The sequence below is a fragment of the Vibrio sp. QJM3NY_26 genome (assembly GCF_057786005.1).
This window is the reverse complement of record NZ_CM173515.1, coordinates 2576300-2594741: the sequence shown is the minus strand read 5'-3', so window position 1 is coordinate 2594741 and position 18442 is coordinate 2576300. Positions and strand designations below refer to the sequence as shown.

The following is an 18442-nucleotide window of genomic DNA, read 5'->3' as shown; positions in this document are numbered from 1 at the left end:
CGAACCTTCGGCATTTAGGAGTATAAATGAAGTATTCTCACCAGCTAGTGATTGGATCACTGGCTGTTTTCGTTCTTACAGCATGTTCTGGCAGCCCGACTCAACGTCGCCAAGCCAAAGATGATTTCGAATACTTAGAAACACCTGAGTTTTCACAATGGCAGCTGCCTGAAGATGCTCAACCTCAGTTCTATCCAAATTTTGACATCCCAAGCGGTGAGTTCAGTGGTGGTACAGGCCGTGAAGTGGATATTCGTCCGCCGCAACAGGTTCTTGAGCTGATCCCTGGTGCTCGAGCTGAACGTCAGAATGGTGAAGTGACACTATGGCTTCTTCGTGCTGAAGAAGCAGACCGCGTGTGGCAAACGGCTGTAGATATGCTGGCACAACGTGGCATTGGTATTCGTGAACAGTCAGAAAACGATATTGAGACCGATTGGGTTACTTGGGTTTCTGAAGATGAAGAAGTAGAGATCGGCAGTCGCTACTCTATCTCTCGTTTCCAAGCGAACAACCGCCATGGCTTCAAGATCAACCTTATCGATTGGCGTGAAGGCTCTGAAGAGAAGCCGGTATCGGCAACCAATAAGGAGCGTTACAACGCGTTCTTAACGAACCTCGTGATGGCTAAGTACGATGAGAACCTTCGTGCTGAAGCGGCGTTGAAAGCACAAGAGTTGGTTAAACGCATTCCAATCTCAATGGGTGCTGACCGCAGTGGCTTCCCTGTGATCATTGCTCGTACTCCATACAATGTATTGTGGCAGCGTTTGCCTACCTTGCTACCGACGATGGGCTTTGAGCTTGAAGAGCGTAACCAGTCTCAAGGTACTGTAAAAGCTAAGTATGCTGCACCAGATGATGAATTCTGGGAAACAATTGGCCTACAACCCATTGATTTGGCTCCAGGCACTTACACCTTCTTGTTTGGTGATCTTGGTAACCGTACGTCAATTAACGTAACGGATGCATCAGGTAAACCAGTAGAAGAAGCGTTACTTAAGTCTATGGTACCGGTATTAGCACATGTTGCTGACCAAACCAAAGATGACAAAGAAGCTGATGCAGAGTAAGTAAACTGATGAGCATAGCTGAAAAACCACAGAGTTAGTCATATCAGCCCTGTGGTTAGCTAAAGCCAATAAAAAAGAGGACACATTGTGTCCTCTTTTTTGTATTCGTTGATTAGTCGTCAGCGGATTATTAGCAAATTAGATTGGCTCCTTAGAGCTACAAAATTAAGCGTCTTTGTTGTCCGTAGACTCATCTTTTTGAGCTTTCTCTTGGTTCTGTTTATCCAATTGATTGAGCTTGTCTAAGTCTTTCTCTGTTTTGTTACGACCAGTCAGATCCATATTGGCGGTCTGTTTGAGCGCAGCAATATTACCCACCACAACGCTAACCACGATGATGATGATAACCCAAGGGTTTGTAAGCCACTCCAACATAAGCGCTCCTAATGACTGATATTCGCCACGAAGCGCGCATAGATCTCGTCTAGCTGCTCCATAATAATCTCATACCCTAATATTGGCTTAGATTGGAGTTGCTTGCCAAGTAAAGAGGGAGATAACTGTGATAAACACAACTCCGATACTTTTCGATGGCTGATATGCCAAGGTTCTATCGCCACACCGCCGAGGTCTTGACTGTACGGAAAGAAGAACCCAAATTGAGATGCATTGGCATAAAGCCATTGGTAAAATGCTTGCTGGTGGCCAGTAAGGTATTCCCATGGTTCCAGTTGCAGCTGTGTGCCTTCAGGCAAGTGATTACGAGCAAAGACATCAAAGTCACAACCCCAATGGTGACGACTCGCCCCAGGCAGTGCAGACCACCTCAGTATCGCTGACAACTTTTGCTGTTCACTGAGTCTTGAAGCATCAAGTGGTTGGCTTTCTGAGTCTAATATTGGTGCTTCACCAGAAAACTTACGGTTCCAAATCAGAGATTGCCTTTCATAGTCGCGAAAGCCACTGGCAATCTCCATTTTAAAGCCAGCGAGTTGAGCAGCTTCAATCAAACTGTTTAGGTCATCTTTGACATTACTGTGAACCAAGAATGTCTTGGTGCCAATCAGGTTAGGTTCCAGATGAGAATCTGATTGCCCGGTAAGCTGCTCTGGTGTCATAACGCGTCTCTCAATAATTAGAAGCTATCAATCGCTGATGAAAGAACTATTTAGCGAACAGGTTCACTAATGTTCTCTCATACATGTCGGTTAGCTTCTCTAAGTCAGCCACTTTCACGCATTCGTTAACCTTGTGAATGGTGGCATTAACCGGACCTAGCTCTACGACTTGCCCTTTCATGCGCGCAATAAAGCGCCCGTCAGATGTACCACCTGTAGTCAGTAGTGCTGGTTTTACGTCATTAACGTGGCCAACGGCATCAACAATAGCATCAAGCAGTGAGCCTGCGTCTGTTAAGAACGGGTCGCCATTGAATGTCCATTTCAAATCGTATTCGAAATCGTATTTGTCGAGTGTATTTGTGATTCTCTCAACGATGATGTCGTTGTTTAACTCTGTGCTAAAACGAAGGTTAAACTGAACATTAAACTCACCAGGAATCACGTTTGATGCGCCTGTGCCCGCACTTACATTTGGGATCTGGAAGCTTGTTGGTGGGAAGTAGTCATTACCTTTATCCCACTCGGTAGTAGCCAGTTCATTGATCGCAAGCAGAGAGCTGTGTACCGGGTTGTTCGCTAGGTGAGGGTAAGCAACATGACCTTGTGTGCCTTTAACTGTTAGGTCACCAGTGATAGAACCACGACGGCCGTTTTTCACGACATCACCGACGTACTCAGTACTTGATGGTTCACCCACAATACACATGTCGATGTTCTCGCCACGAGCCATCAGTGCTTCAACAACACGTACCGTACCGTTGATGAAAGGACCTTCTTCATCTGACGTGATAAGGAAACCGATTGAGCCGCTGTGGTCCGGGTGTTTAGCAATGAACTGCTCGACAGCAACAATCATTGAAGCCAAAGAACCTTTCATGTCTGCCGCGCCGCGACCGTGCAGGAAACCATCTACGATAGTCGGTTCGAATGGTTTAGTGTTCCATTGCTCAATTGGGCCTGCAGGTACAACATCAGTGTGGCCAGCAAAGGCAAATAGAGGCGCCTCTGTACCACGGCGAGCCCAAAAGTTCGTCGTATCTTCAAATACCATCACTTCGATTTCGAATCCGAGTGCTTTTAAGCGTTCAATCATTAAATCTTGGCAGCCTGCATCTTCAGGGGTTACTGATTGGCGGCTAATGAGGTCTTTTGCCAGAGCCAAAGTTGGGCTATCTGTCATCCTTGAATTCCTTGTTTAAATAAAACGTCTAGTCATTAATTTTTAGGACGCTGATTCCGAGAACAACGTCCAGTTGTCTGTTTATGTAAATAATACGCTCTAAGCAAAAATAGCGGCGTATTGGTCGGCTTTAAATCCGATATGAAGCTTGCCGTCTACTTTTAGTATCGGTCGCTTAATCATTGCTGGTTGCTCAACAAGCAGAGTTACGGCTTTGTCTTCCGTTAATGTATCTTTCTGTTCTTGTGAAAGTTGGCGATAAGTCGTACCACGTTTGTTCAATACAAGTTCCCAGCCAAGTTCTGAACAGAAGGTCGTAACCAACTTTTCAGTGATGCCTTGTTTGCGATAATCGTGAAATTCGAACTTGATCCCTTCAGCTTCGAGCCATTTCTTTGCTTTTTTAATGGTGTCGCAGTTCGGAATGCCAAACATAGTGATAGTCATTGTTCTTCCTTTGGGTGATTTTATTTCGTTGTTATGAGTTGAATCCTATCAGGAAGCTGCAATTCAGACAAAATAGAGTGAGGAATATTTCATAGAGTGAAAAAAAACAGTAAGAAAATGTCACTATTGGAGACTTATTGATCAACCTCAACATGTTGTCAGCGAAAAAAGAAATAATTGAGTTGCACATATATAGGAGGTGTCAATGGAGTTGAGTCCTGTTTTTGCAAGGCGGCTATATTTAGCATTGTTAGTGGAAAGCCTTGATAGGCCAAATGTGCCTAAACTCATCGAAAAAACGGGTTGGCCTCGTCGTACTATTCAAGATGTACTCAAGGCGTTACCGGGGATCGGTATCGAACTTATGTTTGTTCAAGATGGGCGACGTCATAATGATGGCTATTACCAATTATCCGACTGGGGTCCATTTGACAGTCAATGGGTTATCCAACGTAAAGGCGATATAGCAACAAGCCTTGGATTTAGTGCATAAGCCAGCGAAAGCTGGCTTTCTTTTTTGCAGTAGAAGTAGAAGTAGAAATCGAAGTGGTAGCATCTTGCTCATTTGAGCTCCGAGCTACCTAATTATGTTTCTCCCTAATTACACAGATAGGCAGTACCCAACATAGTCACGGAAGTGGAAAAGTCTTGGGGGAGTGTAAATATCACGGTATCTGCACCTAGCTCAATCGTATTTGACTTGAGCTCATTCATGGCGCCCTGAATCAAGGTGTCGTTTGGGTAAAACAGGTAACTATACCAATGGCCCTCGCTGCCAGTGACTTCCCCTTTATACTCGCACTGCGCAATATTGATAAGGCCGTGGAAATCCATTTGCACGTTGTCAGCTTCGCTATGAGGCATTGATGTCGGTGTCGTGCAACCAAGTAGCACGCTACTCATAGCCAAAGCGATTAATTCCTTTTTCATACGCTTATCCTGTTATTTCATCAAATAAATCGCGAAGCCTATCCAGCTTGCGAACAATAATAACCACGGCAATTTACTGGCGTAATTTGATGTTGTTTCTTTATTCGAGTCGACATTCTGTTCTTGGTCTTGGTTCGCTTGCAGAGTCTGCTTCTCTTTCTGTACGCGCTTTTTAGCTTTATCGGCTTGGCGGCCACGTTCTTTCTGCTGCTTTTTATAGAGTGCGATGCCTTTCTCGATACCTTGAGCAATCAACTTGGTTTGTTCTTTGGTTTGAGCTGGCTTTTGCGTCGCTTTGGCTATCTTCAGTGCTTCTTGTTGAGATTCAACAGATGGTGTATTAGTTTTCTTTTTCATACTGAGTTCGATAATTAAAACGGATTAACTAATAAGATAACGCAAACCTAGTTAAGTATGAATGATTTGCGTTAAAGTGTTGGTTTGAAAATAAGTGAAAGTGAGATTTGTGCGGTACTCCATAGAACAATACGACAAGCACGGCTTTTTAAAAGCCCCAATCCTATTATGGTTAGGTTGGCTATTTCTGGCGAAAGCTTTGGTCGTTTTCATTGTTGCAGGTGCAAGCCGAGAGTCGGGCACTGATATCCTCGAAATCATCTATCCAGATCATCAAATGTTTTATGTTGGGATTGCATTGAGTATTCCGAGCTTGTTACTCATGTGGTTGTTTGGACTCAGATCACCAGATAGAAAGCGCCTTAATAAAGTGGTTTCATGGGGACGTTGGGTCTCCATGATGGCTATCTTGGCACAAGGAACCCATACACTTTATTTAATCTATTTAGATAACGGATGGTTCCGTTGGTCTAATGCTATCACCCTATTGTTGCTCCTATGGTTAGCGCTTTATCTAACCAATAGCCATGCCGCCAGGGATTGCTTTAAAGTGGTTGAGCACGAAGACTGATTTTCATCAAAACATTTGCCCCATTCACAATTATACTTAGAAGCTAAAAATGAAAGGATTAATCTATGCTTAACACCTCAAATGAGCAGCCTAAAATTCAAAGTGCTATCTTGCCAGAAGCAGGGCCTTTCGCTCTTTATGTTCAACTAAAAGTGAATGAGAACGCTGCTAGCGTATTAGCGGAACTTCAAAAGCTACCGAGTTTAATCGACGAACTAAACCAAACTCAACCAGATGCGAACTTAACGGCGTCAGTTGCGTTTTCAAAAGCTTTTTGGGATAAGTTCGAGCAAGCTGCTCCTTCTGATTTGATTGATTTTCCTGCGCTTGGAGAAGGTGATGTCACTGCACCGAGCACATTGTCTGATGTTCTGATTCACTGTCATTCAAATAGACACGATCTGCACTTCTTTATCTTACGTAAATTGCTATCTGAAGTAGCTGTGGACGTTGAAGTAGTTGATGAAACATACGGTTACCGCTTCCTAGATTCTCGTGACATGACTGATTTCGTTGATGGCACTGAAAACCCGAAAGACGCACAGCGCGCTGAAGTAGCGATTGTTCCTGAAGGTGAATTCGCGGGTGGTAGTTATGTGATGGTGCAGCGTTTTGTGCACAACCTTCCAGCTTGGAATCGATTGAATGTCTCAGCACAAGAGAAAGTGGTTGGCCGCACTAAACCTGACTCTATCGAGCTAGATGATGTTCCAGCGGCGTCTCACGTTGGTCGCGTGGATATCAAAGAAGAAGGAAAGGGTCTTAAGATTGTTCGTCACAGCCTACCTTACGGTACCGCTACGGGCGATCACGGCTTACTGTTCATTGCTTACTGTAACGTTCGTCATAACTTCGATGCGATGTTAGAGAGCATGTACGGCGTAACAGATGGTAAAACAGACCAACTGCTTCGCTTTACTAAAGCAGTGACAGGCGCTTACTACTTTGCGCCTTCGACTGACATGTTGAGTGCATTAACGATTAAGTAAATCACCTTGTATGCAGTAAAGAACGGGAGCCTCAGGGCTCCTTTTTTTATTAAAGCTTTAGATGAACTGGTCGATATAAGAGCAATCGTGAGTTTTATTCATCTTTTTGTAAGTGAAGGTCTATGGCTATAACTGTTAATACAAATGTCTCAGCGCTAGTGGCTCAGAGAAACCTCTCTAATGCTAATAACATGCTGAATCAATCTTTGGAGCGCTTAGCTTCAGGGAGCCGTATTAATAGTGCAAAAGACGATGCGGCTGGCTTACAAATTTCAAATCGATTAGAAGCACAGATGAGTGGCATTGATGTTGCGGTTCGAAATGCTAACGACGGTATCTCCATTATGCAGACAGCAGAAGGAGCGATGAATGAAACCACCAATATCATGCAGCGCATGCGAGATTTGTCGCTGCAAGCGAGCAATGGCTCGAATAGCCAGTTGGAAAGAACGGCGATTCAAGAAGAAGTGACAGCTCTAAATGATGAGTTGAATCGAATTGCTGAAACCACCTCATTTGGCGGTAAAAAACTCCTTAACGGTAGCTTTGGTAGTTCTTCATTTCAAATCGGTGGCAGTTCTGGTGAAGCGGTGCAGATAGGTTTGAAAAACATGCGCACCGATGACATCAATATGGGTGGTTTTAGCTATGTCGCCAATGGCATGGCAAGTGACTCGTGGGCAGTCAAATCCAACCAGAATGATATGACGATGTCGTTTACCGACCGTTCTGGTCAGCCACAAGAGCTCACCATTAATGCTAAAGCAGGTGATGATATTGAAGAGTTGGCGACCTATATTAATGGTCAAACGGATCAAGTCTCTGCTTCCGTCAATGATGAAGGGCAGCTTCAGATCTATATGTCTGGCGAAGACACTGCAGGCACGATCTCTTTCTCAGGTTCGTTAGCCAGTGAGCTTTCGATGTCGGCGGGTTATTACGAATCAGTCGATGACATCAATGTCACTGATGTAGGTGGCGCGCAGCGTGCAGTTTCTATTTTAGATACGGCGATGAAGTACGTGGATAGTCATCGTTCTGAGTTAGGCGCGATGCAAAACCGCTTTGATCATGCGATTAATAATCTCGAAAATGTTCATGAGAACTTGGCGACATCCAACAGCCGAATCAAAGATACCGATTACGCCAAAGAGACCACTCAAATGCTCAAGCAGCAAATATTGCAGCAAGTGAGCACCACAATACTGGCTCAAGCAAAGCAAGCGCCGAATCTTGCTTTAACCTTGCTCGGTTAATAAATTACCTCAAATCTTATAAAGGTAGTTCAGCTTAACTAAAGCCCTTTGGTTAATAAAAATACAACTTCTCGCTCGACTGACATCTCGACAACTTTAGCGCTTTTCTCATCTTTTTTTGATAATTTTACGGCCAGTCACGCTTTCTTCTTCTTTATCGCTATTTCTTTAATTTTGTTGTTTTTTTCCTAAAGGTTTCAGCATTCACGCCGTTATTAATAGTAACTTAGAGATAACTACTTGGTTTTCCGAGACGTCGGAAACCGCTATACCGGAAAATCAATTGGAGAAGTCACCATGGCAGTGAATGTAAATACCAACGTTTCAGCGATGACAGCACAACGTTACCTAAACAACGCAAACAGCGCACAACAAACATCAATGGAGCGTCTAGCTTCAGGCTCTAAAATCAACAGCGCGAAAGATGACGCTGCGGGCCTACAAATCTCGAACCGTTTGAACGTTCAGAGTCGTGGTCTTGATGTTGCTGTGCGTAACGCGAACGACGGTATCTCTATTGCACAAACTGCTGAAGGTGCAATGAACGAGACAACCAACATCCTGCAACGTATGCGTGATTTGTCTCTACAATCTTCAAACGGCTCAAACTCAAAATCTGAGCGTGTAGCGATTCAAGAAGAAGTAACAGCTCTGAACGACGAACTGAACCGTATCGCGGAAACCACGTCTTTTGGTGGCAACAAGCTGCTTAACGGTACTCACGGTACTAAATCATTCCAAATCGGTGCGGACAACGGTGAAGCGGTAATGCTTCAACTGAAAGACATGCGCTCTGATAACGCTCAGATGGGTGGTAAAAGCTACCAAACTGAGAACGCGAAAGATAAAGACTGGAATGTTCAAGCTGGCGCAAACGACCTAAAAATGTCGTTCACTGATAACTTCGGTCAAGCACAAGAAATCGATGTGTCTGCGAAAGCGGGCGATGACATCGAAGAGCTAGCAACGTACATCAACGGTCAACAAGACTCTGTTAAAGCGTCTGTAACTGAAGACGGTAAGCTACAAATGTTTACTGGTAACAACAAAGTTGAAGGCGAAGTGGCATTCTCAGGTAGCCTTGCTGGCGAACTAGGCATGCAACCTGGCAAAGAAGTAACGGTTGATACTATCGACGTAACATCAGTTGGCGGCGCGCAAGAATCTGTTGCAGTTATCGATGCGGCACTTAAGTATGTAGATAGCCACCGTGCTGAACTGGGTGCTTTCCAAAACCGTTTCGACCACGCTATCAGCAACTTAGACAACATTAACGAGAACGTTAACGCATCTAAGAGTCGTATTAAAGATACCGATTTCGCGAAAGAAACGACTCAGATGACTAAGTCTCAGATCCTTTCTCAAGCTTCAAGCTCGATCCTTGCTCAAGCGAAGCAAGCTCCGAACTCGGCACTTAGCCTACTAGGTTAATCGATTGAAAGGCCACGTTGCTAAGTTGGTTATAAGCGCTGTTGATCATAAGTGCTGTTGATCATAAACGTTAACGTTAGGCTTCCACAAATTAGCTCGTGGTGAGAGATGAGCGCTAAACAGACCCAGCTTCGGCTGGGTTTTTTATTGCCTGTTATTTAGCTAAGATATATTTGGAAAAGTGCTGTGCGGGTAAACAGAAGCAAAAGCGAGATTCCCTATCACGCTCGTTCCTCACTGTAGGGAGTGACGACTATAGGGCGGTATTGATCCATTGTTTACCTGAATCGAAGTCTTTAGTCGTATCTCAGAATCGAGTAGAACGAGATATCAGAGATCTCTGTTTGTTAAAATTCACAAGTGTAATTTGATGTATAGGCGAAATGCCTTGAATAGCGCTTAACAACGTTTAGTAAAAAACTAGGTCGGATAGCAGGAGATAAACGGTCAGTGTAGTTTTCATTGGTTGAGGGAGCTAGGAGAAGGGGTTCGGTGTGATAGTCAGTAATGCCTATCTGAGGTATTGAACAAATATAGCAGGCACAAAAAACGCCACCCTTAGGTAGCGTTTTAATTAAAGCAGATAAGTAATCGAAATTACTTAGTTACTTTAAGAACTGGAGTTTCGCCAACAGTTACAGAACCAGAAAGCTTGTTCAGCTCCTTGATTTCGTCCATGTTAGAGATAACAACTGGAGTAAGCGTAGATTTCGCTTTCTCTTCTAGAAGCGCTAGGTCGAAAGTGATGATAGTGTCACCAGCTTTAACAGATTGACCTTCTTCAGCTACACGAGTGAAGCCTTCGCCTTTAAGTTCAACAGTATCGATACCGAAGTGAACGAAAAGCTCAACACCGTCGTCAGACTCAATAGAGAATGCGTGGTTAGTTTCGAAGATCTTACCGATAGTACCGTTAACTGGAGCTACCATTTTATCGCCAGCTGGTTTGATAGCGATGCCGTCACCAACGATTTTTTCAGCGAAAACTACATCTGGCACGTCTTCGATGTTTACGATTTCACCAGAAAGAGGTGCGATGATTTCGATTGCACCAGCATCAGCGCTGTCATCAGATACAAGCTTTTTCAGTTTGTCAAACAGACCCATTGTGTCATGCTCCTAACGTTTAGTTTTATTCTGTAGAATATACTATACCAATCTAACAAATTAGACGACTATTTTTAGCCGTCTAACTTTATTAAGCTCTTGGTGATTACTGAGTTTTCTCAGCGATGAATTTTTCTACGCAAGCTTCAATTTCTGCAGCTGTAGGTAGAGATAGCGCTTCGTCAGCCATAGCTTTAACTTCTGCGAAGTTAGAGTTACGGATTACTTTCTTAACTTTAGGGATAGAGATACCGCTCATAGAGAACTCATCTAGACCCATACCAAGAAGAAGTAGAGTTGCACGCTCATCGCCTGCTAGCTCGCCACACATACCTGTCCACTTGCCTTCTTTATGAGAAGCATCGATTACTTGCTTGATTACAAGAAGAACCGCTGGAGATAGTGGGTTGTAAAGGTGAGAAATCATCTCGTTACCACGGTCAACTGCAAGAGTGTATTGCGTTAGATCGTTAGTACCGATAGAGAAGAAAGCCACTTCTTTAGCAAGGTGGTGTGCGATTGCAGCAGCTGCTGGAGTCTCAACCATTACGCCAATTTCGATGTCTTCATCGAAAGCATGACCTTCAGCGCGAAGTTCAACTTTGTACTCTTCGATTGCTTTTTTCAGTTCACGGATCTCTTCAATAGAAATGATCATTGGGAACATGATACGTAGCTTACCGTGTGCAGATGCACGAAGAATGCCGCGTAGTTGGTCACGTAAGATTTCACGACGATCCAAGCTGATACGTACTGCACGCCAGCCTAGGAACGGGTTCATTTCTTGTGGAAGATCCATGTATGGAAGATCTTTATCGCCACCGATATCCATAGTACGGATAATCACTGACTCACCGTGCATTGCTTCAGCTACTTCTTTGTAAGCAACGTATTGCTCTTCTTCAGTAGGAAGTGCTGTACGGTCCATGAATAGGAATTCAGTACGGTACAGACCAACACCTTCGCCACCGTTGCGCAGGATACCGTCACAGTCTTTAACTGTACCGATGTTGCCGCAAACTTCTACTTGATGGTTATCAAGCGTGATAGCTGGTAGGTCTTTGAGTTTTGCTAGTTCAGCCGCTTCTGCTTCAAAATCAGATTTGATTTTCTTAGCTTCTGCTAATTCAGCGTCAGAAGGGTTGATGATGATCTTGTTGTTCATCGCGTCTAGCACAAGCATGTCGCCGTTCTTAACTTGCTTAGTGATATCGTTAGTACCAACGATAGCTGGAAGCTCAAGTGAACGTGCCATGATTGAAGTATGAGATGTACGACCGCCGATGTCACAAGCGAAACCAAGAACGTAGTCTAGGTTGATTTGTGCAGTTTCAGATGGCGTTAGGTCGTAAGCAACTAGGATAACCTGTTCATTGATATCTGCTAGAGACACAATGTTAATGCCTAGTGCATTTTTAACGAAGCGAGTGCCGATATCACGGATATCAGTCGCACGTTCTTTTAGGTACTCATCATCAAGTGACTCAAGTGCAACAGCTTGCTCTTCGATCACTGTGTAGATCGCGTTGTCTGCGTGCATTTTGTCTTTCTTGATGAGTGCTAAAATCTCTTCTTCTAGCTCTTCATCTTCAAGCAGCATGATATGGCCTTCAAAGATTGCTTCTTTTTCTTCGCCAAAAGTTTCAAGTGCTTTTTGCTTTACAACTTCAAGTTGTTGAGAAGATTTGTTACGAGCGTCAAAAAAACGCTGAACTTCTGCTTCAACTTGATCGTCTGAGATAGATTGAGTGTTTAGGACAATTTCATCTTCTTGAAGTAGTAGTGCTTTACCGAAAGCAATACCAGGAGATGCTAGGATGCCTGAAATCATAGCCTTACCTTAGTTGTTCAACTGTAAACGGGAGAATGTGTGACTTTAAGTCGTCGACTAAATGTCGCGCTTATCGCTATCTATTTCGAACAAAGCCACTTTGCTGTGCAAAATGGCTTTGAAAGAAGGAGACCGTATTAGTGTAGTTGATCCATAAGAGCAACTAGGTGGTCTACTGCTTGCTGAGCTTGAGGGCCTTCAGCTGAAATAGTAACGTTAGTACCTTTTACTAGGCCTAAAGTTTGTAGCTTGAACAGGCTTTTCGCGCTAGCGCTTTTGCCGTTAGAAGTCACTGTGATGTCAGCATCGAAAGATTTTGCTTCTTTAACGAACTGTGCAGCTGGACGTGTGTGAAGGCCGTTTTCTGCTGTGATTTCTACTTGCTTCTCGTACATTTGATATACCCCAATTAATTTATTTTTTGTAAGTTTGTAACCAGTTCAGCTTAACTGCTTTAACGTAAGTTCGCTAGAGGCTAGTACGCTATGTTCGTGTTAGAACTTAGACTGATTATAAATTTTTATCCAGCCATGGTCGTCTTTTGTTGAGTACTCATGACTTTCAGAATTTGTTTATTGCTTCTTTTATTTTGAAGCGAAAAATAAAACAGACCCGATATTACCAAAGGTGGGGCAGGGATCAACAAAAAAGCCCCTAAACGGGGCTTTTTTGGACGAAAAATTGATTTGACCACATATTATTGTTGGTTCTCTTTCTCCGTAAAGATGCCTGCAAATAGGGCTGTACTTAGGTAACGTTCGCCAGAGCTTGGAAGCACAGTGACAATGGTTTTTCCTGCAAATTCAGGTAGTTCCGCGATTCTGTTCGCCGCTACTACTGCAGCGCCAGATGAGATGCCCGCTAGAATACCTTCCTCTTTCATTAGGCGTTGAGCCATCTCAATCGCTTCTTCAGAAGTTACTGGCTCTACACGGTCGATAAGGTCTAAATCTAGGTTCCCAGGGATAAAGCCCGCACCAATACCTTGGATTTTGTGCGGAGCTGGTTTGATTTCTTCGCCAGCAAGCGCTTGTGCAATCACTGGAGACTCTGCTGGTTCAACCGCTACAGAAGTGATCGCTTTACCTTTCTCGCCTTTAATGTAACGGCTTGTACCAGTAAGCGTACCACCGGTACCTACGCCAGCGACAAATACATCGATTTCGCCATCTGTTGCTTCCCAAATTTCAGGACCAGTTGTCTTCTCGTGAATTTGTGGGTTAGCTGGGTTGTTGAATTGCTGAAGCAGCAGATACTTTTCTGGGTCTGAAGCGACAATTTCTTCTGCTTTAGCTATCGCGCCGTTCATGCCTTTTGGTGCTTCAGTCAGTACTAAGTTTGCACCTAGTGCTTTAAGCAACTTACGACGCTCTAGGCTCATTGACTCAGGCATAGTTAGCGTTAGCTTGTAACCGCGAGCGGCTGCTACGAATGCAAGAGCAACACCTGTATTACCACTGGTAGGTTCAACAAGCTCGATACCTGGTTTAAGAGTACCTGCTTTTTCTGCTTCCCAGATCATGTTTGAACCGATACGACACTTAACACTGAAGCTTGGGTTACGAGCTTCGATCTTAGCTAGGACGTTACCTTTGCTTACTTTGTTAAGGCGGACTAGCGGTGTGTTACCAATCGTTAGGGTGTTGTCTTCGTAGATCTTGCTCATGCGATATTCCTTCATTTAATGACAGAACTAAACGTAGTATATCAATCACTTTACCGTCTAGTGTCTTTCGATGTTTGTTCAGCTTGAATTTAGATTAAACAACTTGAAAAAAAGGTAAAAGGATTAAAAAGTTATATCATATAGATATGTAGGAGAGTTCACGCCTATCTTTACTGGTCATTGAATTTTCAAAAGATAGGCGCGGACAGGTAAGTGGGGGCGTTTATCGACGAGAGTCTAATGCTTGTTCTTTGAATTCAACAACCCACATGGCTGTGGCACCACAAACCGCAACAGGCACTACGATCAGGTTTAAAATTGGAATTGTCGTAAACACAGAAACAAGCGCACCGAAGCTGTAGGTCTTACCTTGTTTTTGTTTCAAAATGTTTCTCATATCATCGAATTTGATTTTATGGTTATCAAATGGGTAATCAGCGTACTGGATAGCGAGCATCCATGCGGTGAAGATGAACCATAAAAACGGTGCAACGGTTTGTCCTAGTGCTGGAATTAACAAAAGTAGGAATAAACCGATCGCTTTTGGCAGAACGTAGACAAGTTTGCGCCATTCTCTCGCTAATATACGTGGCGTATCTTTGAGGACATCAAGTAAACCATCGTCATTGACTTTTTTGCCACTAAGTAGCTCTTCTACCTTTTCTGCGAGTAATCCATTGAACGGCGCAGCAATGAAGTTAGCGAGCGTGCTAAAGAAATACGAAAAAGTGGCCAAGACGGTTATGACAAGTAGCGGCCATAAAATGTATGACAACCACGACAAGAAGCTTGGCAATGCACCAATCCATCCTTCAATCCAAGTGTTGAGGTTGGAAAAGATATAAAACAAAGCACCACCAACGAGTAACACGTTAGCGATGAGTGGAAGTAAAACAAACTTACGAATGCTCGGCGACAAAGCGATTTTTATTCCGAAAATAAAATAGCCAAAGCCTGAGCGGGGAACAGATTCAATAGTCATATTAAAATTAGGTCACATGTGAATTTGGTTAAATAGCAAACATCCCTAGTGTACTAGACCGAAATTAAGAAAAAAAGCGTGGTGAAAATCACACCATGTAAGGAACTAATTGTATTAAGTTGTTCTAAAACAGTGGCTACTTTTGATAGAGTAGTGAGATTAGCCAAATTAACCCAACTTAGTGACAGCGTGTTTATAGCTAGTCGACTAAGAAAGCTGAGAGCGAAAAATGCAGGAATTGCGATTTGTACTCATTATTGTTGGCGCATTAGCTATCGCCGCATTATTGTTCCATGGTCTATGGACGAGTAAAAAAGAAGGGAAAGCAAAGTTTGGAGATAAGCCGCTTGGTAAGCTTGATAACGACAGCTTAGATGAAGCAGAAACGATCCCAAACCGTTCATTCGCCCCAGAAGATGATTTTGAGATAATCCGAAAAGAGCGTAAAGAGCCGGATTTTGCAGTCTCACCATCTGAGACTGATCCGCTGATTGACTCAGATCCGCTTACTGCGCCACAAACGAAAGAAGTTATCGAAGACGACATCGAATTGAATGATCTTCCTTCCTTCAGTGTTAAAGAAGAACCAATTCAGATCGAGAGTGAACCTGAAGACATACAAGAGGCCACTGAACCAGAGGTTCCAAGCTTTGAATTGACTGACGAGCAAAAAGAAAGTCATGCTGGTTTTCAAGAGCAGTACGGTTCGTTTGAAGAAGCTTCTGATTCGGTTACCGAGCCGCTAGCTCCTAACAAAGCACTGACGCCAAGTGAACCGCTTGTTACTCAAGTAGACGTTGCTAAAGAAGTCGTTGCTACACAAAACGCAGCGTCTACTGAAGAAGCTAAGCCAGATGAAGAGCTTGGCCTAGAAGTTATTGTTCTCAATGTTCACTGTGCTGGAGAAATCCCATTCGTAGGGACTGAACTTTTCCGTAGTATGGAGAATAACGGCCTAACTTATGGTGAGATGTCTATCTACCATTGTTTTGCACAATCTAGCGATGAGCCAAAAGTTATTTTCAGTGTTGCGAACATGATGCAGCCGGGAACTCTAGAACATGATGATCCTGCTGACTTTACAACGAAAGGTATTTCGTTCTTTATGACGCTGCCTTGTTACGGTCAAGCTGATCAGAACTTTAATGTAATGCTGAGTGCAGCTCAGAAAATTGCTGATGATATGGGCGGAAACGTTTTGGACGAGTCACGTAACTTAATGACGCCCAATCGTTTGTCAGACTACCGCAAGCAAATCAGAGACTTTATGACCGCTACGAATGCCTAGCCGTATTGTTTAGCCTTGTAAATAATCTATATTTATAGAAAAGGGCTCCTAAGGGAGCCCTTTTTGATATTTCAATCACGACAGAGAATGATATGAAAGAATCGATTCAAGTTACCTTAGAGCAGTTAAGAGAAACTCTGCACTATCATGCCGTTCGTTATTATGTAGAAGATAGCCCTGAGATCCCTGATGTCGAGTACGATCGATTGATGCAACAGTTGCTAAAGATCGAGGAAGAGAATCCAGAGCTTGTGACGGTGGATTCTCCGAGCCAACGTGTCGGTGGTCAGCCTCTCGATGGCTTCACTCAAGTGACTCATGAGATCCCGATGCTTTCTCTGGACAATGCATTCTCTGATGAAGATTTGGATGCGTTTAATAAGCGTATGTCTGATAGAGCGCCAATGGCCAATCTTAAGACTTTCTGTTGTGAGCCTAAGCTTGATGGCTTAGCGGTAAGCCTACTCTATGTAAATGGCACCTTAGTTCAGGCTGCAACGCGTGGTGATGGCGCTACTGGCGAAAACATCACAGAAAACGTACGAACGATCAGCTCGATTCCGCTTAAGTTGCAAGGCGAAGGTTGGCCAGAACGTATTGAGGTTCGTGGTGAAGTGTTTATGCCTAAAGCAGGCTTCGATAAACTGAATGAGTTGGCTTTGAAGAAGGGCGACAAAGTTTTTGTTAACCCACGCAACGCCGCTGCAGGTAGCCTGCGTCAACTTGATTCTCGCATTACAGCGAAACGTCCACTGGCTTTCTACGCATACAGTGTCGGTGTTGTTCAAGGAGCTGAGCTTTCGAATAGCCACTATCAACGCTTCTTGCAGCTGAAAGGCTGGGGTTTGCCAATGTGTCCTGAAACTAAGCAGCTAAGCTCGCTTGAGGACGTAAAAGCGTACTATCAAGATATTATGACTCGTCGTGATGCTTTGGCTTATGAGATTGACGGTGTAGTGATTAAGGTTGATGACATTGCCGCACAAGTCACTCTAGGCTTTGTTGCACGAGCACCTCGTTGGGCTATTGCATACAAATTTCCCGCTCAAGAAGAGATTACATTACTTAACGATGTTGAGTTTCAGGTGGGTCGTACAGGCGCAATTACGCCGGTGGCTAAACTAGAACCTATCTTTGTTGGTGGTGTGACGGTAAGTAATGCCACGTTGCACAACGCTGATGAGATTGCTCGTTTAGGTGTGAAGGTCGGAGATAGCGTAATCATTCGTCGTGCTGGTGATGTTATTCCACAGATTGTAGCTGTTGTGCAAGATCGCCGCCCTGATAGCGCTAGAGACATTGTATTCCCTGATGCTTGCCCAGTATGTAACTCTGCAGTAGAGCGCGTTGAGGGAGAGGCTGTAGCGCGTTGTACTGGTGGCTTAGTCTGTCAGGCACAGCGTAAAGAAGCGCTTAAGCACTTTGTGTCTAGAAAGGCGCTGGATGTTGATGGTCTTGGCGTAAAAGTGATCGAGCAGCTTGTAGACCGTGAAATGGTAGAAACTCCAGCCGATCTATTTAAGTTAAGCGCTGGCGTTATTACGGTTCTTGACCGTATGGGGCCTAAATCGGCACAGAATGTAGTGAGTGCGCTTAATAAAGCCAAAGACACGACATTAGCGCGTTTCCTTTATTCTCTAGGGATTCGCGAAGTGGGTGAAGCGACGGCTATGAACTTAGCTCAGCACTTTAAGACGTTGGAGTTGGTTCAAGATGCCACTCATGAACAGTTGGTTGAAGTGTCAGATATTGGTGACATCGTAGCAAGTCACCTCACGAGCTTCTTCTCGCAGGAGAAAAACAGAGCCGTAGTCGAGCAGTTGCTAGAGCTTGGTGTTAACTGGCCTGCAATCGAAGCTGTTGCAGATGACCAAGAGCTACCGTTAGAAGGTAAAGTGGTTGTGTTGACGGGTTCATTGTCGCAATTAGGTCGTAGTGAAGCGAAAGCCGCTTTGCAGGCTTTAGGTGCAAAAGTAACCGGTAGCGTGTCTAAGAAAACGGATATCTTATTTGCTGGTGAAGCCGCTGGTTCTAAACTGACTAAAGCACAAGATTTAGGTATCGAAATAAGAACGGAAGAAGATCTAATTGCCCTTATTTCGTAAGTAAATACAGATAAAAAAAGCTCAAAGGCACTCCTTTTAAGGGAGTGCCTTTTTTGTTTCTGATATAAAAATGATGACTTTTTAATTGTTGAGAATTTTGTTCCTATACGAACTCTAAAATCAGGACAGTGACGCTGCTCAACATTAATTAAATGCCGTTATAGTTGT

At 43.8% G+C, this 18442-nt stretch carries 19 protein-coding genes; 8 read left to right on the top strand and 11 right to left on the bottom strand.

From position 1 onward, the window contains the following. The first annotated feature begins 26 nt into the window (after positions 1 to 26). Positions 27 to 1073, top strand: a complete 1047-nt coding sequence (bamC, locus tag AC3CH4_RS11390; protein ID WP_054547618.1) for an outer membrane protein assembly factor BamC — start codon at positions 27 to 29, stop codon at positions 1071 to 1073. Between the two features lie 165 nt (positions 1074 to 1238). Here the strand turns inward: bamC and AC3CH4_RS11385 are convergent, their stop codons facing one another. The 4 genes from AC3CH4_RS11385 to AC3CH4_RS11370 all read right to left on the bottom strand — a co-directional run bounded on the left by AC3CH4_RS11385 (position 1239) and on the right by AC3CH4_RS11370 (position 3761). Continuing rightward, a complete protein-coding gene (locus AC3CH4_RS11385; RefSeq protein WP_004734277.1) occupies positions 1239 to 1448 on the bottom strand; it encodes a DUF2897 family protein in 210 nt (69 codons plus the stop codon). An 8-nt stretch (positions 1449 to 1456) separates the two neighbouring features. Further along, complete coding sequence (locus AC3CH4_RS11380; protein ID WP_171312549.1) at positions 1457 to 2131, bottom strand: M15 family metallopeptidase; 675 nt, start codon at positions 2129 to 2131, stop codon at positions 1457 to 1459. 46 nt (positions 2132 to 2177) lie between these two features. Next, a complete protein-coding gene (dapE, locus tag AC3CH4_RS11375; protein ID WP_132969908.1) occupies positions 2178 to 3314 on the bottom strand; it encodes a succinyl-diaminopimelate desuccinylase in 1137 nt (378 codons plus the stop codon). Positions 3315 to 3413: 99 nt separating this feature from the next. Beyond that, complete coding sequence (locus tag AC3CH4_RS11370; protein WP_488542968.1) at positions 3414 to 3761, bottom strand: ArsC family reductase; 348 nt, start codon at positions 3759 to 3761, stop codon at positions 3414 to 3416. A gap of 205 nt (positions 3762 to 3966) precedes the next feature. Between AC3CH4_RS11370 and AC3CH4_RS11365 the strand changes: the two genes are divergently transcribed. Beyond that, positions 3967 to 4254 (top strand): winged helix-turn-helix domain-containing protein, encoded by a 288-nt coding sequence (locus AC3CH4_RS11365; RefSeq protein ID WP_004734273.1) that lies wholly within the window; start codon positions 3967 to 3969, stop codon positions 4252 to 4254. Between the two features lie 104 nt (positions 4255 to 4358). On the opposite strand, the gene AC3CH4_RS11360 is transcribed toward AC3CH4_RS11365, so the two are convergent. Next, positions 4359 to 4691: a DUF4156 domain-containing protein gene (locus AC3CH4_RS11360; RefSeq protein ID WP_054547623.1), complete on the bottom strand. Its 333-nt coding sequence runs from the start codon at positions 4689 to 4691 to the stop codon at positions 4359 to 4361. 12 nt (positions 4692 to 4703) lie between these two features. Beyond that, on the bottom strand, positions 4704 to 5048 hold the full coding sequence (locus AC3CH4_RS11355) for a DUF2956 domain-containing protein (protein ID WP_428783329.1): 345 nt from the start codon (positions 5046 to 5048) through the stop codon (positions 4704 to 4706). 109 nt (positions 5049 to 5157) lie between these two features. Between AC3CH4_RS11355 and AC3CH4_RS11350 the strand changes: the two genes are divergently transcribed. From AC3CH4_RS11350 to AC3CH4_RS11335, 4 genes are all read left to right on the top strand, one after another. After that, positions 5158 to 5619 carry a DUF2919 domain-containing protein gene (locus AC3CH4_RS11350; RefSeq protein ID WP_029222110.1) on the top strand — a complete coding sequence of 154 codons (462 nt, stop codon included), beginning with the start codon at positions 5158 to 5160 and terminating at the stop codon, positions 5617 to 5619. A 65-nt stretch (positions 5620 to 5684) separates the two neighbouring features. Then, a complete protein-coding gene (locus tag AC3CH4_RS11345) occupies positions 5685 to 6608 on the top strand; it encodes a Dyp-type peroxidase (protein ID WP_102463645.1) in 924 nt (307 codons plus the stop codon). A 122-nt stretch (positions 6609 to 6730) separates the two neighbouring features. Further along, positions 6731 to 7864, top strand: coding sequence for a flagellin (locus tag AC3CH4_RS11340; protein WP_488542967.1), 1134 nt, complete (start codon positions 6731 to 6733; stop codon positions 7862 to 7864). Positions 7865 to 8161: 297 nt separating this feature from the next. Continuing rightward, positions 8162 to 9295 carry a flagellin gene (locus AC3CH4_RS11335; protein ID WP_488542966.1) on the top strand — a complete coding sequence of 378 codons (1134 nt, stop codon included), beginning with the start codon at positions 8162 to 8164 and terminating at the stop codon, positions 9293 to 9295. Between the two features lie 597 nt (positions 9296 to 9892). On the opposite strand, the gene crr is transcribed toward AC3CH4_RS11335, so the two are convergent. The 5 genes from crr to cysZ form a co-directional block, all read right to left on the bottom strand. Beyond that, positions 9893 to 10402, bottom strand: a complete 510-nt coding sequence (gene crr, locus AC3CH4_RS11330) for a PTS glucose transporter subunit IIA (protein WP_004737851.1) — start codon at positions 10400 to 10402, stop codon at positions 9893 to 9895. A 106-nt stretch (positions 10403 to 10508) separates the two neighbouring features. After that, positions 10509 to 12233, bottom strand: a complete 1725-nt coding sequence (ptsI, locus tag AC3CH4_RS11325; protein ID WP_017079443.1) for a phosphoenolpyruvate-protein phosphotransferase PtsI — start codon at positions 12231 to 12233, stop codon at positions 10509 to 10511. A gap of 137 nt (positions 12234 to 12370) precedes the next feature. Beyond that, positions 12371 to 12628, bottom strand: coding sequence for an HPr family phosphocarrier protein (locus AC3CH4_RS11320; protein ID WP_004734263.1), 258 nt, complete (start codon positions 12626 to 12628; stop codon positions 12371 to 12373). 302 nt (positions 12629 to 12930) lie between these two features. Beyond that, the gene (gene cysK / locus AC3CH4_RS11315; RefSeq protein ID WP_017079444.1) at positions 12931 to 13899 is read right to left on the bottom strand and encodes a cysteine synthase A; all 969 of its coding nucleotides are present in this window, start codon (positions 13897 to 13899) and stop codon (positions 12931 to 12933) included. 223 nt (positions 13900 to 14122) lie between these two features. Next, on the bottom strand, positions 14123 to 14881 hold the full coding sequence (gene cysZ / locus AC3CH4_RS11310) for a sulfate transporter CysZ (protein ID WP_132969901.1): 759 nt from the start codon (positions 14879 to 14881) through the stop codon (positions 14123 to 14125). Between the two features lie 229 nt (positions 14882 to 15110). On the opposite strand from cysZ, the gene zipA reads away from it, so the two are divergent. Both zipA and ligA read left to right on the top strand, forming a co-directional pair. Next, positions 15111 to 16169 (top strand): cell division protein ZipA, encoded by a 1059-nt coding sequence (gene zipA, locus AC3CH4_RS11305; protein ID WP_237290329.1) that lies wholly within the window; start codon positions 15111 to 15113, stop codon positions 16167 to 16169. A 92-nt stretch (positions 16170 to 16261) separates the two neighbouring features. Then, positions 16262 to 18274 carry an NAD-dependent DNA ligase LigA gene (gene ligA, locus AC3CH4_RS11300; protein WP_488542965.1) on the top strand — a complete coding sequence of 671 codons (2013 nt, stop codon included), beginning with the start codon at positions 16262 to 16264 and terminating at the stop codon, positions 18272 to 18274. The last annotated feature ends 168 nt before the right edge of the window (positions 18275 to 18442 follow it).

Bases quoted from the DNA above. Each gene is read 5' to 3' on its own strand.
- bamC (WP_054547618.1), top strand. From the start codon at position 27: ATGAAGTATTCTCACCAGCTAGTGATTGGATCACTGGCTGTTTTCGTT.
- AC3CH4_RS11385 (WP_004734277.1), bottom strand. From the start codon at position 1,448: ATGTTGGAGTGGCTTACAAACCCTTGGGTTATCATCATCATCGTGGTT.
- AC3CH4_RS11380 (WP_171312549.1), bottom strand. From the start codon at position 2,131: ATGACACCAGAGCAGCTTACCGGGCAATCAGATTCTCATCTGGAACCT.
- dapE (WP_132969908.1), bottom strand. From the start codon at position 3,314: ATGACAGATAGCCCAACTTTGGCTCTGGCAAAAGACCTCATTAGCCGC.
- AC3CH4_RS11370 (WP_488542968.1), bottom strand. From the start codon at position 3,761: ATGACTATCACTATGTTTGGCATTCCGAACTGCGACACCATTAAAAAA.
- AC3CH4_RS11365 (WP_004734273.1), top strand. From the start codon at position 3,967: ATGGAGTTGAGTCCTGTTTTTGCAAGGCGGCTATATTTAGCATTGTTA.
- AC3CH4_RS11360 (WP_054547623.1), bottom strand. From the start codon at position 4,691: ATGAAAAAGGAATTAATCGCTTTGGCTATGAGTAGCGTGCTACTTGGT.
- AC3CH4_RS11355 (WP_428783329.1), bottom strand. From the start codon at position 5,048: ATGAAAAAGAAAACTAATACACCATCTGTTGAATCTCAACAAGAAGCA.
- AC3CH4_RS11345 (WP_102463645.1), top strand. From the start codon at position 5,685: ATGCTTAACACCTCAAATGAGCAGCCTAAAATTCAAAGTGCTATCTTG.
- AC3CH4_RS11340 (WP_488542967.1), top strand. From the start codon at position 6,731: ATGGCTATAACTGTTAATACAAATGTCTCAGCGCTAGTGGCTCAGAGA.
- AC3CH4_RS11335 (WP_488542966.1), top strand. From the start codon at position 8,162: ATGGCAGTGAATGTAAATACCAACGTTTCAGCGATGACAGCACAACGT.
- crr (WP_004737851.1), bottom strand. From the start codon at position 10,402: ATGGGTCTGTTTGACAAACTGAAAAAGCTTGTATCTGATGACAGCGCT.
- ptsI (WP_017079443.1), bottom strand. From the start codon at position 12,233: ATGATTTCAGGCATCCTAGCATCTCCTGGTATTGCTTTCGGTAAAGCA.
- AC3CH4_RS11320 (WP_004734263.1), bottom strand. From the start codon at position 12,628: ATGTACGAGAAGCAAGTAGAAATCACAGCAGAAAACGGCCTTCACACA.
- cysK (WP_017079444.1), bottom strand. From the start codon at position 13,899: ATGAGCAAGATCTACGAAGACAACACCCTAACGATTGGTAACACACCG.
- cysZ (WP_132969901.1), bottom strand. From the start codon at position 14,881: ATGACTATTGAATCTGTTCCCCGCTCAGGCTTTGGCTATTTTATTTTC.
- zipA (WP_237290329.1), top strand. From the start codon at position 15,111: ATGCAGGAATTGCGATTTGTACTCATTATTGTTGGCGCATTAGCTATC.
- ligA (WP_488542965.1), top strand. From the start codon at position 16,262: ATGAAAGAATCGATTCAAGTTACCTTAGAGCAGTTAAGAGAAACTCTG.